The sequence below is a fragment of the Holzapfeliella saturejae genome, from assembly GCF_037546065.1.
Lineage (GTDB): Bacteria > Bacillota > Bacilli > Lactobacillales > Lactobacillaceae > Holzapfeliella > Holzapfeliella saturejae.
This window is the reverse complement of sequence record NZ_JAWMWG010000004.1, coordinates 50,418-71,735: the sequence shown is the minus strand read 5'-3', so window position 1 is coordinate 71,735 and position 21,318 is coordinate 50,418. Positions and strand designations below refer to the sequence as shown.

14 protein-coding genes are annotated in these 21,318 nt (G+C 32.6%); 5 read left to right on the top strand and 9 right to left on the bottom strand.

Features of this window, described 5'->3' with window-relative positions; genetic code table 11:
• The first annotated feature begins 108 nt into the window (after positions 1-108).
• A complete protein-coding gene (locus tag R4Y45_RS06610; RefSeq protein WP_339970387.1) occupies positions 109-9,657 on the top strand; it encodes a DUF1542 domain-containing protein in 9,549 nt (3,182 codons plus the stop codon).
• A gap of 31 nt (positions 9,658-9,688) precedes the next feature.
• On the opposite strand, the gene galE is transcribed toward R4Y45_RS06610, so the two are convergent.
• The 6 genes from galE to R4Y45_RS06580 all read right to left on the bottom strand — a co-directional run bounded on the left by galE (position 9,689) and on the right by R4Y45_RS06580 (position 14,250).
• Positions 9,689-10,669: a UDP-glucose 4-epimerase GalE gene (gene galE, locus R4Y45_RS06605; protein ID WP_339970386.1), complete on the bottom strand. Its 981-nt coding sequence runs from the start codon at positions 10,667-10,669 to the stop codon at positions 9,689-9,691.
• Between the two features lie 249 nt (positions 10,670-10,918).
• Positions 10,919-11,704: an ABC-2 family transporter protein gene (locus R4Y45_RS06600; protein ID WP_339970385.1), complete on the bottom strand. Its 786-nt coding sequence runs from the start codon at positions 11,702-11,704 to the stop codon at positions 10,919-10,921.
• Positions 11,701-12,471: an ABC-2 family transporter protein gene (locus tag R4Y45_RS06595; RefSeq protein WP_339970384.1), complete on the bottom strand. Its 771-nt coding sequence runs from the start codon at positions 12,469-12,471 to the stop codon at positions 11,701-11,703. The genes R4Y45_RS06600 and R4Y45_RS06595 overlap by 4 nt, the downstream gene beginning before the upstream one ends.
• 8 nt (positions 12,472-12,479) lie before the next feature.
• Positions 12,480-13,448, bottom strand: a complete 969-nt coding sequence (locus R4Y45_RS06590; RefSeq protein ID WP_339970383.1) for an ABC transporter ATP-binding protein — start codon at positions 13,446-13,448, stop codon at positions 12,480-12,482.
• A gap of 102 nt (positions 13,449-13,550) precedes the next feature.
• Complete coding sequence (locus R4Y45_RS06585) at positions 13,551-13,823, bottom strand: hypothetical protein (RefSeq protein WP_339970382.1); 273 nt, start codon at positions 13,821-13,823, stop codon at positions 13,551-13,553.
• A 142-nt stretch (positions 13,824-13,965) separates the two neighbouring features.
• Complete coding sequence (locus tag R4Y45_RS06580; protein ID WP_339970381.1) at positions 13,966-14,250, bottom strand: hypothetical protein; 285 nt, start codon at positions 14,248-14,250, stop codon at positions 13,966-13,968.
• A 182-nt stretch (positions 14,251-14,432) separates the two neighbouring features.
• Between R4Y45_RS06580 and R4Y45_RS06575 the strand changes: the two genes are divergently transcribed.
• The 3 genes from R4Y45_RS06575 (at position 14,433) to R4Y45_RS06565 (ending at position 16,608) form a co-directional block, all read left to right on the top strand.
• A complete protein-coding gene (locus R4Y45_RS06575) occupies positions 14,433-15,068 on the top strand; it encodes a helix-turn-helix transcriptional regulator (protein ID WP_339970380.1) in 636 nt (211 codons plus the stop codon).
• A gap of 580 nt (positions 15,069-15,648) precedes the next feature.
• Positions 15,649-16,227: a hypothetical protein gene (locus tag R4Y45_RS06570; RefSeq protein WP_339970379.1), complete on the top strand. Its 579-nt coding sequence runs from the start codon at positions 15,649-15,651 to the stop codon at positions 16,225-16,227.
• Between the two features lie 126 nt (positions 16,228-16,353).
• Positions 16,354-16,608, top strand: coding sequence for a hypothetical protein (locus tag R4Y45_RS06565; RefSeq protein ID WP_339970378.1), 255 nt, complete (start codon positions 16,354-16,356; stop codon positions 16,606-16,608).
• Between the two features lie 23 nt (positions 16,609-16,631).
• On the opposite strand, the gene asnA is transcribed toward R4Y45_RS06565, so the two are convergent.
• Positions 16,632-17,639, bottom strand: coding sequence for an aspartate--ammonia ligase (asnA, locus tag R4Y45_RS06560; RefSeq protein WP_339970377.1), 1,008 nt, complete (start codon positions 17,637-17,639; stop codon positions 16,632-16,634).
• A gap of 172 nt (positions 17,640-17,811) precedes the next feature.
• On the opposite strand from asnA, the gene R4Y45_RS06555 reads away from it, so the two are divergent.
• On the top strand, positions 17,812-19,890 hold the full coding sequence (locus R4Y45_RS06555; protein WP_339970376.1) for a cation:proton antiporter: 2,079 nt from the start codon (positions 17,812-17,814) through the stop codon (positions 19,888-19,890).
• Between the two features lie 44 nt (positions 19,891-19,934).
• Here the strand turns inward: R4Y45_RS06555 and R4Y45_RS06550 are convergent, their stop codons facing one another.
• Both R4Y45_RS06550 and R4Y45_RS06545 read right to left on the bottom strand, forming a co-directional pair.
• Entirely contained in the window at positions 19,935-20,123 is a 189-nt protein-coding gene (locus R4Y45_RS06550; protein ID WP_056974752.1) for a hypothetical protein, read from the bottom strand.
• Between the two features lie 97 nt (positions 20,124-20,220).
• Positions 20,221-21,303: a PTS transporter subunit IIC gene (locus tag R4Y45_RS06545; RefSeq protein WP_339970375.1), complete on the bottom strand. Its 1,083-nt coding sequence runs from the start codon at positions 21,301-21,303 to the stop codon at positions 20,221-20,223.
• Positions 21,304-21,318: the final 15 nt, after the last annotated feature.

Genomic DNA, 21,318 nt, shown 5'->3' with positions numbered 1-21,318 from the left:
ACAAGTATAATGCTTGTTGACTTTTTTTTTTAGAATGTAGCATTACCCGTAATACACATTAATTAATATTATTATAGTTAATAGCAGTAAATTAGGAGGAAGTCTTAAATGTCAAAAAAATATATAAAAAACAAAACAAATAAAAAAATTCTAGCTTATGCAGGATTAACAACTACATTTTTATCAGTTGTTCAACCTAGTGCCAATATAGCTATGAATATGTACTTACCCCAAAGTTCCACAGTAAAAGCTGAAACAGTAGCCAATAGCTCAAGCTCGCAAATAGATACAAGTAGAAAATTACTGCTTGGAGCATGGACTCAAGGTAACGGCCCGGTATGGAGACCTATACAATTATCAATTGATTCAAATCGTCAATTAAATGTTTCTTTTGATACAAGCAAAGGTAGTCAAGCGATACATGATAAATTTTCTGGCGAACTTTATATACGAATTAGAGTTGTAGGAGCTTCAGGACAAGTGAAACGTAATTTGTCTATTACTGGTGGTCAGACTTTACGTGTTATTAATAGTCAATGGAATCGACTAGGTGGGGATTTACAATTGGAATCTGGTGACATTGTAGCTATCTACACCTATGAAACTAAAAAAAATTTTATGACTGATAAAGAAGGAAATGCAAAACAACTTCCACAAGGTTATTTAGACTCAAACTTGTCAGGAGATGAGAGTTCTTCTACCGTTTATTACAAAATAACTCAAGATAGTAACTTTGGTTTAATTCCGATTCAAAATATTAATAAGCTGCCTAATTTAGGATCTGATGATATTTCGTACTATGAAAGACAAGTTAATAATTATGGAAATCCGAATAATGTTGTTAGTTCTTATGATAGAGCTGTTGACAAGAATAATGCAATGCAAGAGAAAAAGAATACAGCTCAACAGCAACTAAGGGATATAAAACCGCTTACAAATTCACAATTAGCTTACTATAATCGACAAATTAGTAATACTAAAACTGTTTCTGGAAACATCAGCCGTTCACAATCACAATTAGATTCTATTATTGATACTGCTAAATTAGAAAGTTATAAAAACACTAAGAAAAGTCAACTTGATCAATATAATGATCCTGCAATTAGCCAAGTAGGTGATATTATTGATAGGGCTAAAAGTAGCATAAATAGACAAGAAAATAGCGATGACGTAGATAGTATTTATAATCAAGCGCTACAAGACATTGAAAAAGCCAAATTAAATGCTCAAAAACGAAATGCCAAAGATACTCTAGATCAATCTGCAAGTGATGCAATTAATAAAGTGAAGAATTTACCTAAGTTGAGTGGTGACGAAAATAGCGGTGAAAAAAAATCTAAAATTGATGAGGTAACACAAGCGCGTGATAATGCAAAAGCGTCTATTGATGATCCCAATATTACTACTGATGACCAGGACCGCATTGTTCAAAGCGGTAAAGAAAAAATTCAGTCAATTGTTGATAGCGCTAATAATCTGAATTCACGAAAAAATATTCAAAATCAATTACAAGATGTCTTTGACTCAACAAAACAAGATATTTTAAACTCTGGAAAATTAACCGGTGATGAAAATAGTGGTGAAAAACAAAGTGCTATAAACAAGGCTCGAGCAGTTCTTAATGATGCTCAAAATAAAGTAGATGATCCAGAATCTAATTTAGACAATGTTTTAGATCAAGGAATAAAAGACATTCAAAATGTTTTGCCAAAAGCGGAATTGGATCATGATAAAGGTGTTGCCAAGCAACAATTGCAAGATTATCGTAATAATGACATTCAAAATCAAGTGAATAACTCAGGGCTACAAGATAATCAAGACGTTCAAGCTGAATTAAATTCTATTGTTAGAGATGGTCAAAATGATATACAACAATATGCTTCAACCAGTACAGATGTTTATAGTAAGTTGAACGATTATAAATCACAGTTAGACAATGTTATTAAAGATAAGGCTGAAAAACAGCAGGAAGTATTTCGTCAAGACAAGGAACGTAAACAATCTAACTTAGAGACTGTTTTCAACCAAGCAAAAGATACTATAAAAAGTTTACCTAATTTAAGTGGCGATGAAACTAGTGGTGAGAAAAAAGCTAAGATTGATGAAGCAAAAGCTCAAAAAGATAACTATCAAAAGGCAATTAATGATAGTAACTATCAATCAGACACACATAGTGCTTTCACTAATGGACAACAAGCTATTCAAAAAGTGGTAGAAGATGCTCAGTTATTAGACCAACAAAACGATGCTAGAAACAAGCTATCTCAAGCAGGACAGACAGCTCAAACTACTATTAATGGTCTTCCTGGATTGTTAGAGCAAGATAGGTCTCAAGCTCAAACAGACATTAGAAACCTGGTGTCTGAAGGACAAAATTCAATTACCAACTCTCCTAATTCACAGTCAGTTCAGTCTACTTATGATAGCTATAATCAACAAATTCAAAACGTAGTTAGTGCTTATAATGGACGTAATGAGACAATTGTACAAAGAAATAAAGATACTTCTAACACTAGACTTCAAGATGTAGCTAATGGTGCTAAGAATGATATTGATAGACTTAATCATATCGATGATAGTAAACAAAATTACAAAGACAGAGTAGATACAGAATATCGAACTGGCCAAAGCAATATTAATAGACAAACGAAACCTCAAGGTGTTCAAGATGCTTTTAATAATGCTCAACAAAAGATTAGAGATATAGTTGACGAAGCTCGACTGGAAGATGCAAAAAATAATGCAAAAGAACAACTTAAAAAAGCAACAGATGATGCTGAAAGTAAAGTTGATAAAATGCCAGGATTAGATGAAACCGAAAAATCTAATGCTAAAAAAGAAATTAACGATGCTGTCAATAACAGCACTGATGACAGCAAAAATTACAATAAACAAATTGATAGTGCTCAAAATAAAGATCAAGTGAAATCTAAATTAGATGAAGCACAAAATAAAGTTGATGAACAGGTAAATCAAGCACAAAATCAAAGTAATAGCGAAGTAACACAAAAACAAGGTAGCACAAAAACAGATCTTGAAAATTATGCAAATAAAGCTAAAGAAAAAATTGATAGTTTATCGAACTTAAATAATCAATCTGATTATAATGGCAAAGTAGACAGTAAAAGATTAGATGCAGAGTCTAAAATTGAGCAAGCAAAAACACAGCTTGAAATGAACAATGCTGCTAATACGGGTAAACAGCAAATTGATGATATTGTTCAACAAGCTCAAGCAGAAGACTTAGCGAATAAAAAAACAAACGCTAAAGCAGACTTAAAGAATCATGCTGATACTACAATGACGAACATCAATAACTTGTCTTCTTTAGAACCAGCGGAAAAAGAAAAGGCTGAAAAAGAAGTTAGAAGCGATAATGACACTCACAATAGTGCTTTAGAACGCGGGAACAGTCAGGTTGATACTTCTCCTAACGTAGTTACAGTTGATGCTAATGTAAACAACCGTAAACAAGATATGGACAACACTTACGCTTATTATAAAGGTCTTGAAAAACAAAGAGTAAGTGACAGAAAATCAGCAGCAAATAACAGTTTGAACAATTTTGCTGTAGATGCTCAAAAACAAGTCAATAGTCTAACTAATATTGATCAAGATACTAAAGACAGACTTAATCAAATTATTGATACTAAAAACAACGATGCACACACGCAATTGAATAGTACTGACACAAATAATATCAATGCTATAAACAATATTATTCAAGATGCAACCAATATCTTTACTAATGTGGTTAATAGTGCAAACAAAAAAGATAGTGCTAATAAAGAAATTAACGACTACGTTAAGTCCAAACAACAACAAGTTGAGCCACTACCAGGTTTAACCACTGATCAACAAAATAATGCTAAAAATGATATTGCAAACAGTATTAAAGCACCTAATGATTATCGCACTAATATCAATAATGAACTTGTTGGCACAGATGGTACCTTGACAGCTGATTCTCAAACCTCAATTACAACTAACATAACCCAAGCTAAACAGGCAGTTGATCGTGTGATGGAAGATATAAATTCACAAAATTCAACTAACATTACTACTAATAATAATAGTCGACAAGAGGCTGTTAACCTAGCTGCTGATAATGCAAAGAGAATTATTAATGATTCAACTCAACTGCCTAATTTATCTAATCCTGAAAGAACGAATGCTATAAACAATGTGGAATCACAACGTAGCCAAACTGTTGATACTATTGATCTAAATAAAGAAAACAATAAAGCGGCCGACGATGCTATGAACACAGGTATTACTAATATTCAGAATATATTGAATGACGCGAGATTAAACAACAGTAAGAACCAAGCAAAATCTGCTATCGATGGTTATGTTAGTGAAAAGAGCAGTGGATTAGATCAGTCAACAATTAATACTATTAAAAATGCTGCAGACTCTGGTAAGGGTAAAGTTGATAATGCATCTACAACAAAAGTAGTTGAAAATGAACGAGATACAACTAAAGCTGTTGTTGATTCAATCATTGCTGCTAAAAATGCCCAAGATCAAGAAGAACTAAATAATAATAAAGATACTGCTAAAAACGATATTGATCAAAAAGCTAATGGAGATAAACAAACCATTGAAAGTCTTTCACCATTAAGCGACAATGACAAAAAGAAATTTAAAGATAAAGTTGATGAAGCGGCGACTGAAGCAAAAACAAATATCGAAAAAAGTAACAATCAAGATAGTATTGATACTGCTAAAAGTCAGGGAAACACTGAAATTGATGATGTTGTAAACAAAGCAAATGAAGCTAATGACTTACAAAAACATGCTAATGATAAAAAATCTGAAATCAGCAATCTCCCTGGGATTTCTTCTGATGATCAAAATGACTATAATAATCAGATTGATCAAAAACTTAAAGACACTATTAATAGTGGTTCTGATACACAAACAGTTAAAAATGATATTGATACCATAGCTCAACATGCTAAAGATGCTAACGATAATTTCCAAGCTAAGAAAAATGAAGGTATTAATAAAATAACTGATGCTGTTAATCAAGCTAATTCTATAATCGATGGCTTTACTAATTTATCAGACGATGAACGTCAAGCACTCAAAAAGCAAATTGATTCGGGGAATCAAGACTCTTCAGCTGCTACTGATGCTAGAAACAATATTAATGGTGCAAAAAATCAGACAGATATTGATGACTCTGTCAAAAAAGGCCAAGATAAAATTAATGAAATTACTTTAAATGGTAAAAAAGATGATGCTAAAAAATCAATTGATAAATGGGCTGATGATGCTAAAAAGAAAATTAATGATTTTGGTGGTTTATCTGATGAAGATAAACAAAAAGCTCAAAGTCAAATAGATACAGCAGCTAGACAAAGAGCCGAAGAAGATATTAATACAGCTCAAAATGATGGTAAAAACGCTGTTGAAAATTCTAAAACATTAGAAGGAATCGATGCTAATACACAAGATGCTAAGAGTAAGATTGATAATATTTACAATGAATATAACGGTTCAAATGAAACAGCTGTTAAAAACTCTAAAAATAAAGCTATTGATCAACTGAATAGCGTTGCTCAAAATGCCAAAGATTCGATTGATAAACTGCAACACATTACAGACAACGATAAAAATGACGCTAAAGGTGTAGCCGATAGTGCTGGCAATTTTAATGAAGGTTCTATTCAAAAACTCTTAAATAAAGCTAAAAATGATATTCAAGGTGTAAGTAGTAGTCAAACTGAAGATGGAGTAAAATCAGCCGATAAGATTGAAAATATTGTTCAAGAAGCTCAAAAGAATATCAATAACAAAGCTTTAGAGGTTAAAAAACAAGATGCTCAAAACGACTTAGATAAATCTGTTGAACAAACCCAATCTGATATCGACAAGTACTCAGGACTATCTCAAACAGAAAGAGATTCTGCTAAAGCTGAAGTCAAAAGAAGTATCACATCACCTACAGATTATAAAGATCAAATTCAAAACCATGCTAATAGTTTTACTGAAGTTGATGAGCAAGTTAATAAAGCTAAAGAAGCTATCAATAATGTTAAGGTAGATAGTAAAAACCAGAGTGATAGTAATATCAATAATATAAGAAATGACTATGCATCTAAGTTAGATGAAGAAGCTAATACAGCTAAGCAAACAATTCAAGATATTGCTAAAATTGATGGAACAGATGCTGACGCTGTTGATAAAAGTGAATATCGTAAACTAGTCAATCAAGCATTAGCTAATGCTAAACAGGAACTGGCACAAAAAATAACTGCTGAAGATATGCAAGCTGTTGTTGATAGCAACAAAGTTCAAATTCACAAACCTGCCCAAGATGCTAAAGATCTAGCTAGTCAAAAACGTGCTGCTATTGGAACTCTAACTGACTATGCTTCAAGCAAAAAAGATCAAATTGAGGGTATCAATACCCTGCCGGATAAAACATCATTTATTACTGAAATCGATAACTTTAATAAAAATGGTAATAGTCAAATTGTTTCTTCCAAAGATAATGATGCTGTTCAGGCTAACGTAGTAACATACAAACGTTATATCGACGGTGTTATTGAAGCTGCTAAGGGTGAAAGTACTAAGCTAGTTAATGATCAAAAGGAAATTGAAAAGAAAAATATCGAATCTGTAGCCCAAAAAGCTATTGATGATATAAATAAACTTGAACCTTTAGATAAAAAAGGTGACTTTATTAAAGAAGTTACTGATGCTAGAAATGCGGCAATTAACAAGCTAAATGATAATACTGATTCTGGTGTTAAAACCAGTGATGGTGTTAAGACAGTATCTAATAATGCTCAACAAAATATTCAAGAAGCGGTAAACAACGCAACAGTTGAAAACGCTCGTCAACAAGCTAAAAAAGAGATTCAAGGCTATGCTGATGATACTAAAAAAGCTATTGACAGGTTAGATGGATTGTCTGAACCGGAACGAACCGCTGCTAAACAATTTGTCGATGATACAGTAAATGGTAACGAGAGCAAACATCAATTAGGATATAATCAATTTGGCGGTCACATTGACCAGCAAACAACAATCGATGGAATTAATAACGCGACAATTCGGGCTAAAAATGATTTAAATAATATTAAATCTAGTTCTAATAATGTTAATCAAAAGACTATTGATGATCGTAACAAACAAGCAGCAGACGATGCCATCAAATATTTAGAAAATGTTCGAGATAAAGCAAAAGATGCTGTCAAAAATATTTCAAACAAAGACTCAGCAAACACTGAAATTAATACTGAATTTGAGAACGCTAAAAATGCAATAACAAATGGTAGTCCTCAAGAAGTTTCAACAAATCGTCAAATCGGAGAACAAGCAATTAATTCTGTTCGAGATGATGCTTTACTAAAAGATGCAACTGCTAAAAACGCTTCCGAGTTAAAAAATTATGCTGACCGTGCTAAAACTACTATTAATAGTTTTAATTCTGTTGATTCAACTATTCGTGAGGATAAAAAGCATGATATTGGTGATGAAACTGAAGGAATTGTAAAAACTGGTTTAGACAATATCAACAATGCTACCTCTGAGCAAAATGCAGATAACATCCTTTCAAATGCGAAAGAACAAATTGACAATATTGTTGATTCAGTACGACAAAGTAATAGAGAGACACTACAAGAAGCCAAGAATCAAGCTAATATTAAATTGAATAGAAGTAGACAAAGTGCGTATAATAGTATAAATGATTTAAACCACTTATCTGAAGATGAGAAAAAAGTTTTTAAAGATAGAATTAGTAATTTACCTGAAGTATCTCTAAATGATGATACTAACGCTATAAGTGCAGAGCTTTCACATTTACAAACTGAAATTAATAATTATGTTAAATCAGCAACATTACTTGATGTTCATCACGATGCTAATAATCAAATTGATAAGTTACCAAATATTGATAATCAAAGTTATATAAATCAAGTTGATAATGTGTTGAAAGGTAAAGTAACGCCAGATGCTATTCTAAAAGACTTTACTAATAAATCTGATGAAGATACAACAAGTACTCTAGGTAGTCGTAGCACAAGCATTCAAAACATTATTGACAAAGCTAAACTCGATTCAATGAAAGAAACAGCGAAGAAAGCTATTGATGAAGAAGTTAATAAACAAAATCAGGTTATTGATAAAATTAAACCTCTTGATTCAAAGGATGCTAATGATGCTCGAACAAAAATTAATGAGATTGCACAAGAGGGTAGACAAAATGTTAATAAAGACGATGTAACTACTCAAAATCAATTGAATGATATTATTGATAAAAATAAAAACAATATTCAAACTATCGTTGATAAAGCTAAAGATAAGTCTGAGTTAGAACAAGCTCAACAGAATCAAAATAAAGATATTGATGGAATTCATCCTCTAGACTCTAATGATGTTAAACAGACAAAAGATGAAATTCAACGAAAAGTTGATGATGCTAAAAAGGATATCAATAATGCGGAAAATAGTAATAAGTCCCATGACATTAAAGATAATGCGAAAGATGATATCCAAACTATTGTCGATAAAGCTAAGAACAAGTCTGAGCTAGAAAAAACCCAACAAGCTAAGAAAGATGAAGTTCAAAATACAAATCCTCTTAGTGATGCTGATAAGAAAAAAGCTAAAGACGATATCGATCAACAAACCAAAGCTGGTAAGGATGCCATTGAAAAAGCAACTGACCAAAATGGTGCTAATGAAGCTCTTGAAGATGCTCAAAACAATATCCAACATACTGTTGATAAAGCTAAAGACAAGTCTGAGCTAGAAAAAACTCGACAAGATCAAAAAAATAAAGTAGATGAAATGAATCCTCTTTATGATAATGACAAGAAAAATGCGAAAGATGATATTAATAAACAAATAGATAATGGAAAAAATGATATCGAAAAATCCAAGAACTCTAAGGATAGTCATTCAGCTAAAGATAATACAAAAGATGATGTCCAAAATATTGTTGATAAATATGATCAAATTCGCAAAGACAGCATTAAGCATAACGAAGATACTCAAAATGCATTATTGAATAAAAAATCAAGAAATAGTTATATTGTTAATGAAACAGCAACCAATATCAGTAAAAATGCTGATAATACTCAACGTAATCAAATTAACACTATTACACAAAAAGCTCTTGATGATATTAAAAATGCAACTACTTTTAATGGATTAGATGATATATTGAATGCTACAAATGATAGTTTCCAACCATTCAGTGTCTCAGGAGCTAATAAAGTTGTTTCATACATTGATGGTTATGGTGTTCAAAACTGGCAATTACAAAGTGATGGGTCATTTGTTGCAGTGGCAAATAGTTACACACCAACAAACAGTCAAGTAACTGCTTATGAAACCATGGCATATAATGGAAGAAACTATACTAAAGCTCAAACAAAAGATGGTATTTTCTGGATTCAGTCTGAATACCTAGATGATAATACCTCCGAAACCCCGGTATCTGGTGTACTAACAGCAACTGCTCCTAACTCTAATTACGCAATCTATTTACGTGATAGAAAAGGAAACATGATGTCACAATATGTTCTACCAGGTACACAATGGCGTGTATTTGCACAAAAAGTTATTGATGGCAAATTATATTACCGTATTGGTAATGACCAACAATGGATTGAAAACGCTTATATGACAAGATAATAGTGCAAACTAAAAAGCTACTGATTAAAAATCAGTAGCTTTTTTTGTTTTTAGTCCATTCAAAAGCAGTTGAAATAATAGTTTTTAGATTTGTATGTTCTGGGTGCCACTCTAAAATTGTTTCAGCTTTCGTACTATCAGCTACAAGCTCATCTGGATCACCACCACGTCGTGGGGCATCTTCTGCTACAATTTTTTGTCCAGTAATTTCACGTGCTGCTTCTACAATTTCTTTAACAGTAAAGCCCGTTTTAGAACCTAAATTGAAGATATCGCTTTTACCACCGTTATTTAAATACGCTAGACTCAAATAATGAGCATGTACTAAGTCAACAACGTGAACATAGTCGCGAACATTATAACCATCACGAGTATTATAATCATTTCCAAACATTTGAACTTTATCGCGAATGCCACCAGCTGCTTCTAGGACAATTGGAATCAGATGGGTTTCTGGGCTATGATTCTCACCCAGTTTACCATCTAAGCTAGCACCTGCAACATTAAAGTAGCGTAAGGCGACATACTGAATGCCGTAAGCCTGTTCAGCCCACTTCATCATTTGTTCCATCATTAATTTGCTCTGGCCATAGGGGTTGATGGGATTTGTTGGGTCGGTTTCCTTAATGGGCATTGTTTTTGGCATACCATAAACGGCCGCTGTTGAAGAAAAAACCAGTTTTTTAACATCAAATTGAACCATTACTTCTAGCAATTTGATTAATCCATTCACATTGTTATCAAAGTATTTGAGCGGATTCACAACAGATTCTGGGACCACGCTATCTGCACAAAAATGAATAACAGCATCAATGCTTTCTTTGGTAAAAACTCGACTTAAAAAGTCTGTGTCTCGGATATCACCCTCATAAAATTTAGCTTGTTGAGCAACAGCATAGCGATGTCCACGACTTAAGTTATCGACGACCACAACCTCTTCATTTTTGTTAACTAATTCCTTGACCATTTGGGAACCGATGTAACCGGCACCACCTAAAACTAAAATTGCCATTATTTAATCTCCTTTTGTATCAATACGTCTTTTTGATTATAATATACCAAATTTAAAATAACAATTTTCTTTACTAATACTTAATGACGTGTTTCTTCCTATTATATAGTTAATAATTTAATCAGAATTAAAAAAAGACATCTAAAATAGCCTCGTTCTTTTTGAAAATGTATGAAACTTCTGAAAATCATTATTCCCGGAAGTAAAAAAGTAATAAAAAAAGACAATTGACTTAGTGTCATTTTGTCTTTAATTAGTTGAAACATATTTTTTAATTCCTTTTTGCCAAAGTAAGTATGATCCTAAAAATAGTAAGGTTGTAAAAACTGTTAAGGCTAAAAACATTTGAATGCCTAATTGAATTTTATCTTGTGTCATCACTAAATAAATAATACCGTTAGATAACGATAGCACAGGGACTAAATATAATAAGATGAGACGTAATCCTCCTGGAAAAATTCCTTGAGGACGATTAGCAGAATCAATTAAATATTCCGGTACACCATTCAATGCCGTTAGATTATCTTTAAAAAAGGCAACTTCAACTACAAGTTGATTTAAAGAAAAAACAAATAACACGCCTACCAGGTAAAAGGCTATTAAAATTAACCACTGACCAAAGTTAAGGCTGAATTTATTAATTAGTGAAATTGTCACGGGTAAGTAGATAATTAAATTAATTAAACTTGGAAAATCTAATTTTCTCAAAGCATAGTAAAAATAAGAATTAATTGGTTTTAAAAACGTATAATCTAAATTACCTGAGATAATATCATTAGCTAAATTCTCGTGAGCACCAACAAACAAGAATTGATACGTTGACGTCACGCAAGCAAGACCCATAATCATAACTAAATATTGATTGTAAGTTAAACCACCAATCGTATCACTCAATGTATAATAAACATTACCGGCTAAAACCTCTATTAAAGTTAGGATAAAACCAAAGAGAGCAACTAAAATAGAAGTTCCCCGATAAGTGGTAAACTCTTTAAAACTTTGTTTGGCTAGAATAAAGTATAAGGTTAGTGTCATAATCCTACCCCTTCGAATTTTTTAAGTCCTTTTTTAAAAAGAAAGTTTGCACAAACTTTTAACACTAAATACCAACCAATTAAAGCTACACTATATACCACCATTAATTGCAAACTTTGTTCTTCTTTGACAATTAATTCCACAAAGTCGCTAGAAACTAGCGAGATTGGGAAAAAGCGAAATAATTGATAAATAAATGGCGGTAAAATATCTAACGGAAATAATAATCCCCCAAAAAGTAGATAAAGCCCATTAATAATCGGACGAAGTGGCCAAATTTGTACTAGCCAAAAAGCTAATGTTCCAATGATAAACATTAATTCGTGCCAAACAATTAAACTCAATATGAAATAACCAATTAAACATAAAGTCATCACAATATGCGTTTGAGAGATGGTCATAAACACTAATACTAATAGAATAAAGGGACTGCTACTACCTAAAAAAATAGCTAAGCTATCATGATTGATGCTGATTGGTCTAAGTAATAGCGTATTCAAACGCCCTGTTTTAATCGAACTAGCTAATTTAAAAACGGGTGCAAAAGTAAAAATAAAAGATAATAATGCCGTCAATAACAGATATTTAAACATTTGGGAAGCTGTGTATCCTTGAATAACAGTATCTGCGGTATTTTGATAAATAGCTGCCCACATTAAAAATGCTAACCCTAATTGAATTGCTCGTGATATTAATGAAATTAAAAAATTAGCCCGATACGTTAATAAGCTTAAAAAACTATTTTTGGCACTAGTGAGATACTTCAACGGTCAATCTACTCCTTTCTTTTCTTGAATAATTCATACAGGGAGTCTTCTAACGATGGATTATCAATTTGAAAGTTTTGAATGTCTTTAAGTTTTAACGTAATTGTACTCTCATCTTCATAGTCTGTAATTGTGGTTTGCATTGAATCAGTTTTAAATTGGGTATGCTCCTGAGCGATAATCGGCGATTGATCAGTGTGATGTGTAATCGTAATTTGTGGTTTGGGTAGTTGCGCTTTTTTGATGAATTGGTGGACTGACCCATCAAAGGTGATGTGCCCATCCAACAAAACTAACAGATGTGATGTAATCGCTTCAATATCTGCCATTTGGTGACTAACCAGCAAAATGGTCACATTCTCTAATCGGTTGATTTCATTAATGAAACTGTGCAAAGCATGTTGACTGACGATATCCATGCCGATTGTAGGTTCATCGAGGATTAATAATTCAGGACCATGCAATAACGCTGCAATAACTTCTAATTTGGTTCGTTCTCCTAATGATAACTTTCTCACCGGAACATACACAACTTCTTCTAGTTGAAACATTGATAGATACTTTGATAACCTTTTTTGATAATCTGCTTCTTTAATTTTATAAATCGATTTTAAAATTTTGAAAGTGTCAGCTGCCGGCAAATCCCAATTTAGTTGGCTTTTTTGCCCCATAACGACCCCGATTTTGGCTAAAAAGTCAGCATTATTTGTATCAGGCGTATTGTTTGCCACTGAAATAGTTCCTGAAGTAGTCTGTAAAATTCCAGTTAATAATTTGATAATGGTTGATTTCCCTGAACCATTAGGCCCCAACAATCCTACTTTTTCTCCCTGTTTGATGGATAGTGAAATGTTATCTAAAACCTGTTTACTTTGGTAGTGACGCTTTATCAAATCAGCCAGATTAGCTTTAAGACCTGATTTCTTTTGATAGGTTTGATAACTATAACTCACACCTTTCATTGTAATATATGACATCTTCTTCTCCTCTTAGATAAATGTTAGATTAAATATATCATTTTAATTTAATTAAAACAACAAAAAATAAGCCTTCACTTGAAGGCTTATTTTCAACTTATTTCAACTAATCATTGCATCTTCGTAACCACGTAAATAGTTTTGAAAAGCACCATCTGTTAAAAAGTGAGACAAACTACTCAAACTAGGCAACTTTTCAGGATAGTGATGCCAAGTAAAATGACAGTTTAAATTTTGTTTTGCTTGGTCATATCCTAAACTGTAATCACTTTTATGCCCTTTTGTTAATTGCTGTTCGTATTTTAGGCGTAGGTAGGTCATCTCTTGGACAGAAGGCAAACTCAAGTCGCTAATTCTCCGATGTGTTTCTTTCATAAAACTCATCACCTTTTATTTAAAATGCACCAAAACAAGTGTTTTGTGCTTACATTGGCAATCCTAACCCTTATACCTAAAATTAACAAAAAATAACGTTCCAAAATTGGCTTTATATTCGAAATACTTGACTGGTATTTAATTACACAGGCAATAAGTCCCCAAAGTTTTCTTTAATAAAGACTTCTAAAATTTCAATATTTTCGCCTAATTCTAAAAATGTTGAATACATAAATAGTTCATTATTATTGAAATAAATATTTTGTGGGATCATACTTTGGTTGTCGTAAAACCAATCCTCTAGTCTAATACCTCGACGTTTTAACATCGCATAACTTTGTCCCTCATCGGTTATCTTCCAGCCTCTAATGTCGGTTTCTGACATTTGAACGCTATCGCGCTGTTTAATTTCAACAATATTTTTCATAGTCATCCTCCATGAATTAATGATTACTATCATAATATCATTTTTTTTTAATAAAAGTCGAACTATTTTATAAATATTACCTTTTCTTTAAACTTATCCTGTTTTTTCTTTGCAACACTACTAAAATTCTATATACTTAATACTGTATGATCATTGTAATTAGTATAATTAAAGGATAAGTTATGAAATTTTCTCATAATATTAAAAAAATCAGAACAGATAATAATCTGACTCAAGAAGATCTCGCACAATTGTTGAATGTTTCGCGTAAAACTATCTCTAGTTGGGAAACTGAACGTAGTTTTCCAGACATTGAAACCTTACGTAAGCTAAGTCAACAGTTTGAAATTCCGATTAATCAGTTACTTGAACAAGATTTAACCACTAAAAAATATATTTCACATCTTTTTCCAAAAAGTCATGAAAAAAGTTCACTTAAACACCTGTGTTTAGTCCAAATAATGTTTATTTTTATTGGTTATCTAACTTTGTTAGAAATCATCAACTTCCCGTTAACTAGCTTGATTCTGTTGTTTATCACTCTAGTAACGTATCATCATAGTTCTCGTAATTTTCCACTCAATACCTTACGAACATATAAAAGAAATAGCCTTATTTTTTTAATTATAGCCTTACTAATCAATTCGGTTTTAGGGTTTACTGGTTTGATTCAAGAAATTTTGACCGAGCAACCTAATATTTTTTATCTCAATGGCGCTATCGTTGGTAAAACTATCATGGTTATTTTGTTAAGTGTTAGTATGTATATATTAGTTGATATTCGACATCTTTTCTTTCATAAAAAACGCAAACTTTAAGTACTAAGTTTGCGTTTTTTTATTGTCTAAGTAGCTTAGCATTTGAAAGTTCTGCTTTTCAGCTACACTTTTCAATTTATTTGTTTTATAGTTTAATTGTTCGTTACCACGCTATTATTCCCGTACATTCAGTAGTAAGATCGCATTACTCGGGGGGTAGTCTTTTGAAGTTTTTATAATAAAAGGCCAGTTGTTCTGACTAGAATGTATCCGTAAATAGCCCCTGTAAAGAACAATTAACAAGGTTTATTGATAGTATTTTTATTATTGTCGATCTCTCGTTTAACATAATTCCACTTATAAACTTTATAAACAGATAAAGCACACTAGTTAATAACAATACTATCAGTCCACCTTGTCAAAAAGAGGCTATTATTGCAATAATAGCCTCTTTTTTATTTTGTCTATAACAGTTATAATTAAGTGACAATAAATAGTGTTAAGGAGGATTTTGTATGTGGGATTTTATTCGTGGTATTTTTGATCACTTAAGATAAAAAACAAAAAAGCATCGCGACTTTTCGGATGCTTTTTTATCATTCATACATAAATTCTAACAAGTTAAGGAGAAATGCAACAAATGAAATTATCAATCGGAACCTTACAAGCTTTTGATTTCTTGGGAAAACAGTTCTTTAATAAAATATGGAATAATTATCAAATCGCATTTTATTACCATGATGACTTATGGGTCGGTGAATTTGTTAGCACCAAAAATCACAACCCTAAAATGAAAACAGGACGACAACTAATCGATAATATTCAAAAAGATAACAGTGATCTTAGTATTTATAATCTAGATTTTGATTTAGATCATGAACACAAATTCATTAACCAAACTCAAAACAATGACAGCCCTGCTGTCCTTGAAATTCTTGAAAAAAGAGAACAAATTCAGCAATCTGAAATTGGAACAAAGACACCTTACCAAAAAATAGCCTTGCTCAATGAGGTATACCCACAGGCCACTGGCAGTTTTGATGTTCAAATTGGTATTCATAATATCCAAAAAGCATTACTTGAAGCTTCACAATTATCCAAAAATGTTAATTTAGGCCACTATATTTTGAACGCCAAAAAAGTTGGCACAACCCTTAAAGTACCTTATATGGAAATTGATCAAGACAACTTAGACTTTGTCGGATTAATGAGTATGTAACAAAAAACGTTTGGATCAAAATTCCAGACGTTTTTTATTAATCATTTAAACTTGTTAAAGTAAACTACTGACTCCTCAAACATTATGATAATATAATAGTAAATCAGGTACCTTGGAGGTTTAGATATGCAAAATATTTTATTTGGGATTATTAGTTTACTTATTATCATTTCAGTCATTGCTTATTTTCAAAAAAACAAGTTGGAAAAACAATATATTCAATCATTTTTATCGGATAAAACAAAAGTTGCAACGATCAAATCTATCATTGCATCTAGTGAAACAACGCAACAAGCTGTAGAAAATATCCGAGATCACTTTCATCTTACAACAGTTCAAGCTGTTACACTTTATAGTGAGTTAAAACCAAAAAAACCTTAACCAATATTGGTTAAGGTTTTTTATTATAGGATATTAATACCATGAGCAGCACATTTATCAATCATTTCTTGTGGCCAAACACTCGTTTGAACTTCTCCAATATGTGCTTTTTGTAACAGTAGCATGCATAGGCGAGATTGTCCGATTCCACCACCAATTGTATAAGGTAATTCTTGATTTAAAATCTTGTGGTGATAAGGTAAATCAGCACGTTCAGTTAACCCAGTAATAGCTAACTGTTCTTTTAAGGAATCTTCGTCTACACGAATTCCCATACTAGAAATTTCTAAAACACTTTGTAAAGGTTCAAACCAAAATAAAATATCGCCATTTAATTGCCAGTCATCATAGTCAGGTGCTCGGCCATCATGTGGTTCACCGCTTTTCAGTTTACCACCAATCTGCATTAAGAAAACAGCTCCTAGTTCTTTTGTGATGGCATTTTCTCGTTCTTTTGGTGTTAGTTCAGGATATCGATCTTCTAGTTCTTGTGTTGTTATAAAGGTAATGTCATCAGGCAAGGCATAAATTGCATCACCATAAGTTTGTGCAACCTCTGCTTGTGTTTGTTTGATTGCTTTAAAAATTTTACGAACAGTTTCTTTTAAAGTATCAAAGTGACGTTCTGACTTATCAATAACACGCTCCCAATCCCATTGATCAACATAAATAGAATGAACATTATCGAGCTCTTCATCTTTTCTAATGGCGTTCATGTTAGTATAAAGTCCACTACCCACTTCAAAGCCGAATCGGCCTAGTGCATTACGCTTCCATTTTGCTAAAGAATGAACAACTTCAATATCTTCACCAGGAATGTCTTTAATTTGAAAGGAAACGGGAGATTCAACACCATTCAAATTATCATTCAAACCCGTATTCTTCAAAACAAACATTGGAGCAGATACTCTATTCAAATTAAGTGCATTGCCCAAATTATTTTGAAATGCCTCGCGAATTTGTTGAATCGCAAGTTGTGTCTGTTTGACTGATAATTTAGAATCGTATGATTCTGGAATAAATAAATCCATAAATGAAATCTCCTTTATTAAATAAGTTTATGATAAGACTTTACCATTCCAATTAGTAAAAGTAAATTAAAATTTTAATTAATGTCTAATTTTTATGATTTTTATTTTTTCAAATGTCTTAAATAAGTGTATGATTAGGAACGTAAATACTTAGTAAAGGAGATATTAAGCCATGTTGATTTTTTTGCTAGGACTATTTTTTGTGATTATACTAGCTAATTTTTTAGCTAATATTTTTCCTAAAATTCCCCAAGCTATTTGGCAAACCGTACTTGGTATCGTACTCGCCATGATTCCAAGTATGCAAAACTACGTTACTTCTTTAGATCCCCAGTGGTTTTTGCCTATTGTTATTGCCCCATTGTTATTTTATGAAGGACAACAAACTACTCGTCAATATATTGTTGAAAACTCTAAGGAAATCTTTCAACTTTCTTTTTGGCTAGCTTTTATGTGCATGGGGGCTTTAATGCTCTTCATTCACTATGTCCTTGGCTGGCCCTTTAGCATTGCTTTGGCTGTGGCTGCAATTGTAACGCCCACGGATGCAACAGCATTGGGATCGATTAAATCCAACTTTGAAACACCCGAAAAGCTTAGTGACGACCTAGAAATGGAATCTATGTTCAATGATGCAACGGTGGTCGTGGCTTTAGAGTTATCTTTAATTTGGGTAAGAACAGGACATATCAGTCCAATTGAAGGTTTTTTAACCTTTATCTACGCAGCAGTCGGCGGAATTATTTTTGGTGTTTTAGCTTCAGTTGTTATTATTTTCTTTCGTAACTATTTATTAAAACATCATTTTAATGACGCAACCTCACAAGTACTGATTCAATTATTGACCCCTATTTTAATTTATATTATTGCTGAAGAAATTGGTGTTTCAGCTTTTATTGCCGTTGTGATGGCAGGGATTTTTCATCATGAAGAACAAGAACAAACACTTTTGATGTCTTCTCAAATGACTAACTTAATGACTCAATTGTGGGGCGTTTTAAGTCAAATACTAAATGGGATTGTTTTTGGTATTTTAGGTGTTAGTTTAGTGATTATCTTTAAAAACATCGAGTTTCTAACTGATTTACATTATTATGAACTGATTGGAATCAGTTTGTGTGCACTGCTTTTATTCTTTGTTATTCGAACACTGTTTTACTTCTATACAGGTGATGATACGATTGATAAACGGTTCCAGTGGCAAAACGCGATTATTTTTGGAATTAGTGGTGTTCATGGCAGTGTGACTCTTGCGATGGCACTTTCTTTACCTTCTATTGGTTTATTAGATTATCGTGACGATATTTTGGTTGTTGCTTCATTCGTTATCGTGTTTAGTTTTGTGATTCCCTTGATTGTTCTGCCTTTTCTACTACCGGGACGAAAAATCGAGTTAACAATTGATGAAGTTCAAGAAGCTCATCAAGAAATTGTAGCGGCAACAATTGCCCATATCGATACGCTACCTATTGATAACCAAACTAAACTCAACTTAAGTCGTCGAATCCACACTCAAACTGGACTATCAAAACGAACATTATTTTCTCCAAAAGAACTCAAACACATTACAACTAGTCTGAGTCATGACTACTATTTAGCTGTTCAACAAGCAACTGTGAAAAAACAGTTATCTCCAGAAGCTGTAGAATTATTTAACCGATTAAAATCTGCACAACAAAATAATCAAACCTCTTTAAATGTTTTGTTTTCTTTTCGTCGTAGACACCGTGAATTTCGCTCACTCAAACTAGAAAATTCACCTGAAGTAACGGAGGCTAAATTAGTCAAAATTCGGCAAAAAATCAAGCGCATTGATCACCAACTTAAATTCATTAAATTACCTGTTTATCATGCGTTTTTGACAAGACGACGTCAAAAACTTGTCATAGATTATGAGTATCTCTCTTACTTCAAAAAAATCATTGTATCAGATAGTTTGAAAGCAGCTTTTAAAGAGCTTAAAGAAATTTTGAAACCTGTTACAACTAAGTTTTTGAAAGACTACGATTACCAAACAGAAAACAAGCAAAAAGTAATCGCACTTAGACAACTTTTAGTCTTACAGAGTTCACAAGTTGATGGTCAATTAGACTCCAAATTATCAGAAAATCAATATCTGATGGCCTTATTACAATATGAATTGACTTTTATTATTGATAATTATCGCAATAATAAATATAGCCAAGCTTTGTTCAATCAACTTTATGATGAAATCATCTCAGCTCAAAGTACGTTACTTGCCTTGGGTTAACGTAATAAAAAGCATCTTGCGGATTTGCAAGATGCTTTTTTAATTTAAAATGCTTTTAATACTAAAGACACGGTATAAAGTAACACAATCACAAATGAAATAATTGCTAACAAAATCAGTAAAGAACTACGCTTTTGCTTTGGCTTTTCTATTTCTTTAAAGAAAATGGTTACATCAATTAAAGTGATACTAATTATAAATACCAAATCAATCATAATACTAATTATCGCCATATTTATTTCCCTTCTGAACAGTACTTATAGGATATCATGATTATAGGCAATAAAAAACAACTTACTCATTGAGTAAGTTATTTTGAATAATGCTAAACTAAACAATTTTTAGTTTCAATTGACCGTGTTCTACCCATTTAATCGCAAGTTGTAGTTTGTATACTACATATGAAATGATAGCGGGTAAGACCATACCTACGCCGATGTACACCATCAACGCATTCAAATTGGTAGAAGCAAGGTTGATTGGCGCGATTAACGAAGTCAAACCTAATCCAGCCAATTGAGGTGTTGTGGTGAATCCAAAAGCAACAGTAGCAATAGGTGCACAGATAATTGCTGCAATCATTGGTGGAATAGCCAATCTTGGATTAGCTAACAAGTTAGCAAACTGAACTTTAGGTGTAATTAGTCCTTGTGCAATGTTTGCTCCTAAATTATTTTGATTAAATGACATAACTGTGTAGCCTACAAATTGGGCTGTTGTCCCAATCAAAGCGGCTCCTGATGAAACGGGATCTAACATAATCGCAATTGCTAGTGCCGCTGATGAAGCTGGTGTCATCATAAAGATTGCCCAAACCACTGCAACGGCAATTGAACCTACCACAGGATTGATTGTAACGGAATCGTAAATGAATTTACTCATCCAAACTAGAGCTGGTGTAGTCACAGCAGCTAGCACTAATCCCGAAATCGTTCCCACTACAGTTGCTGAAAGTGGCACTAACATCATGTCTAGTGGGGTTTTCCCAGTTAGGTAATTCCCTACTAATGCAGCAATTAGACCTGCAGCTACAGCTGAGATAGGTTGTCCTGAAGTGAACATGGTGCTGTTACTCGCAAGTGACATATGATGTCCCGTTGCTGTCATCGCATTCATGCCACCTTCTGAAAAGAACACGCTATTAGCACCAATAGTCGATGAAATCATCGCACTAAAGATAACTAGAGTATTACTATTTAAACAAGCAGCGATTGCGACCCCAATAGCTGGTCCTAGTAAGACTTGAGAAATGGTTCCAATCTGATATAAAGCCTGAATATTTGTCATTTTTCCGACTGATTGTAAAAGCAATCCAATTCCTAAGCAGACTAAAATAGCATTTGACACCCCTGCAGAAACTTGATAAACGTAATCCATCGGCTTTTTGGCCTGATTAGCTGTGTTCTCTTTCATATATAGAACTCCCCT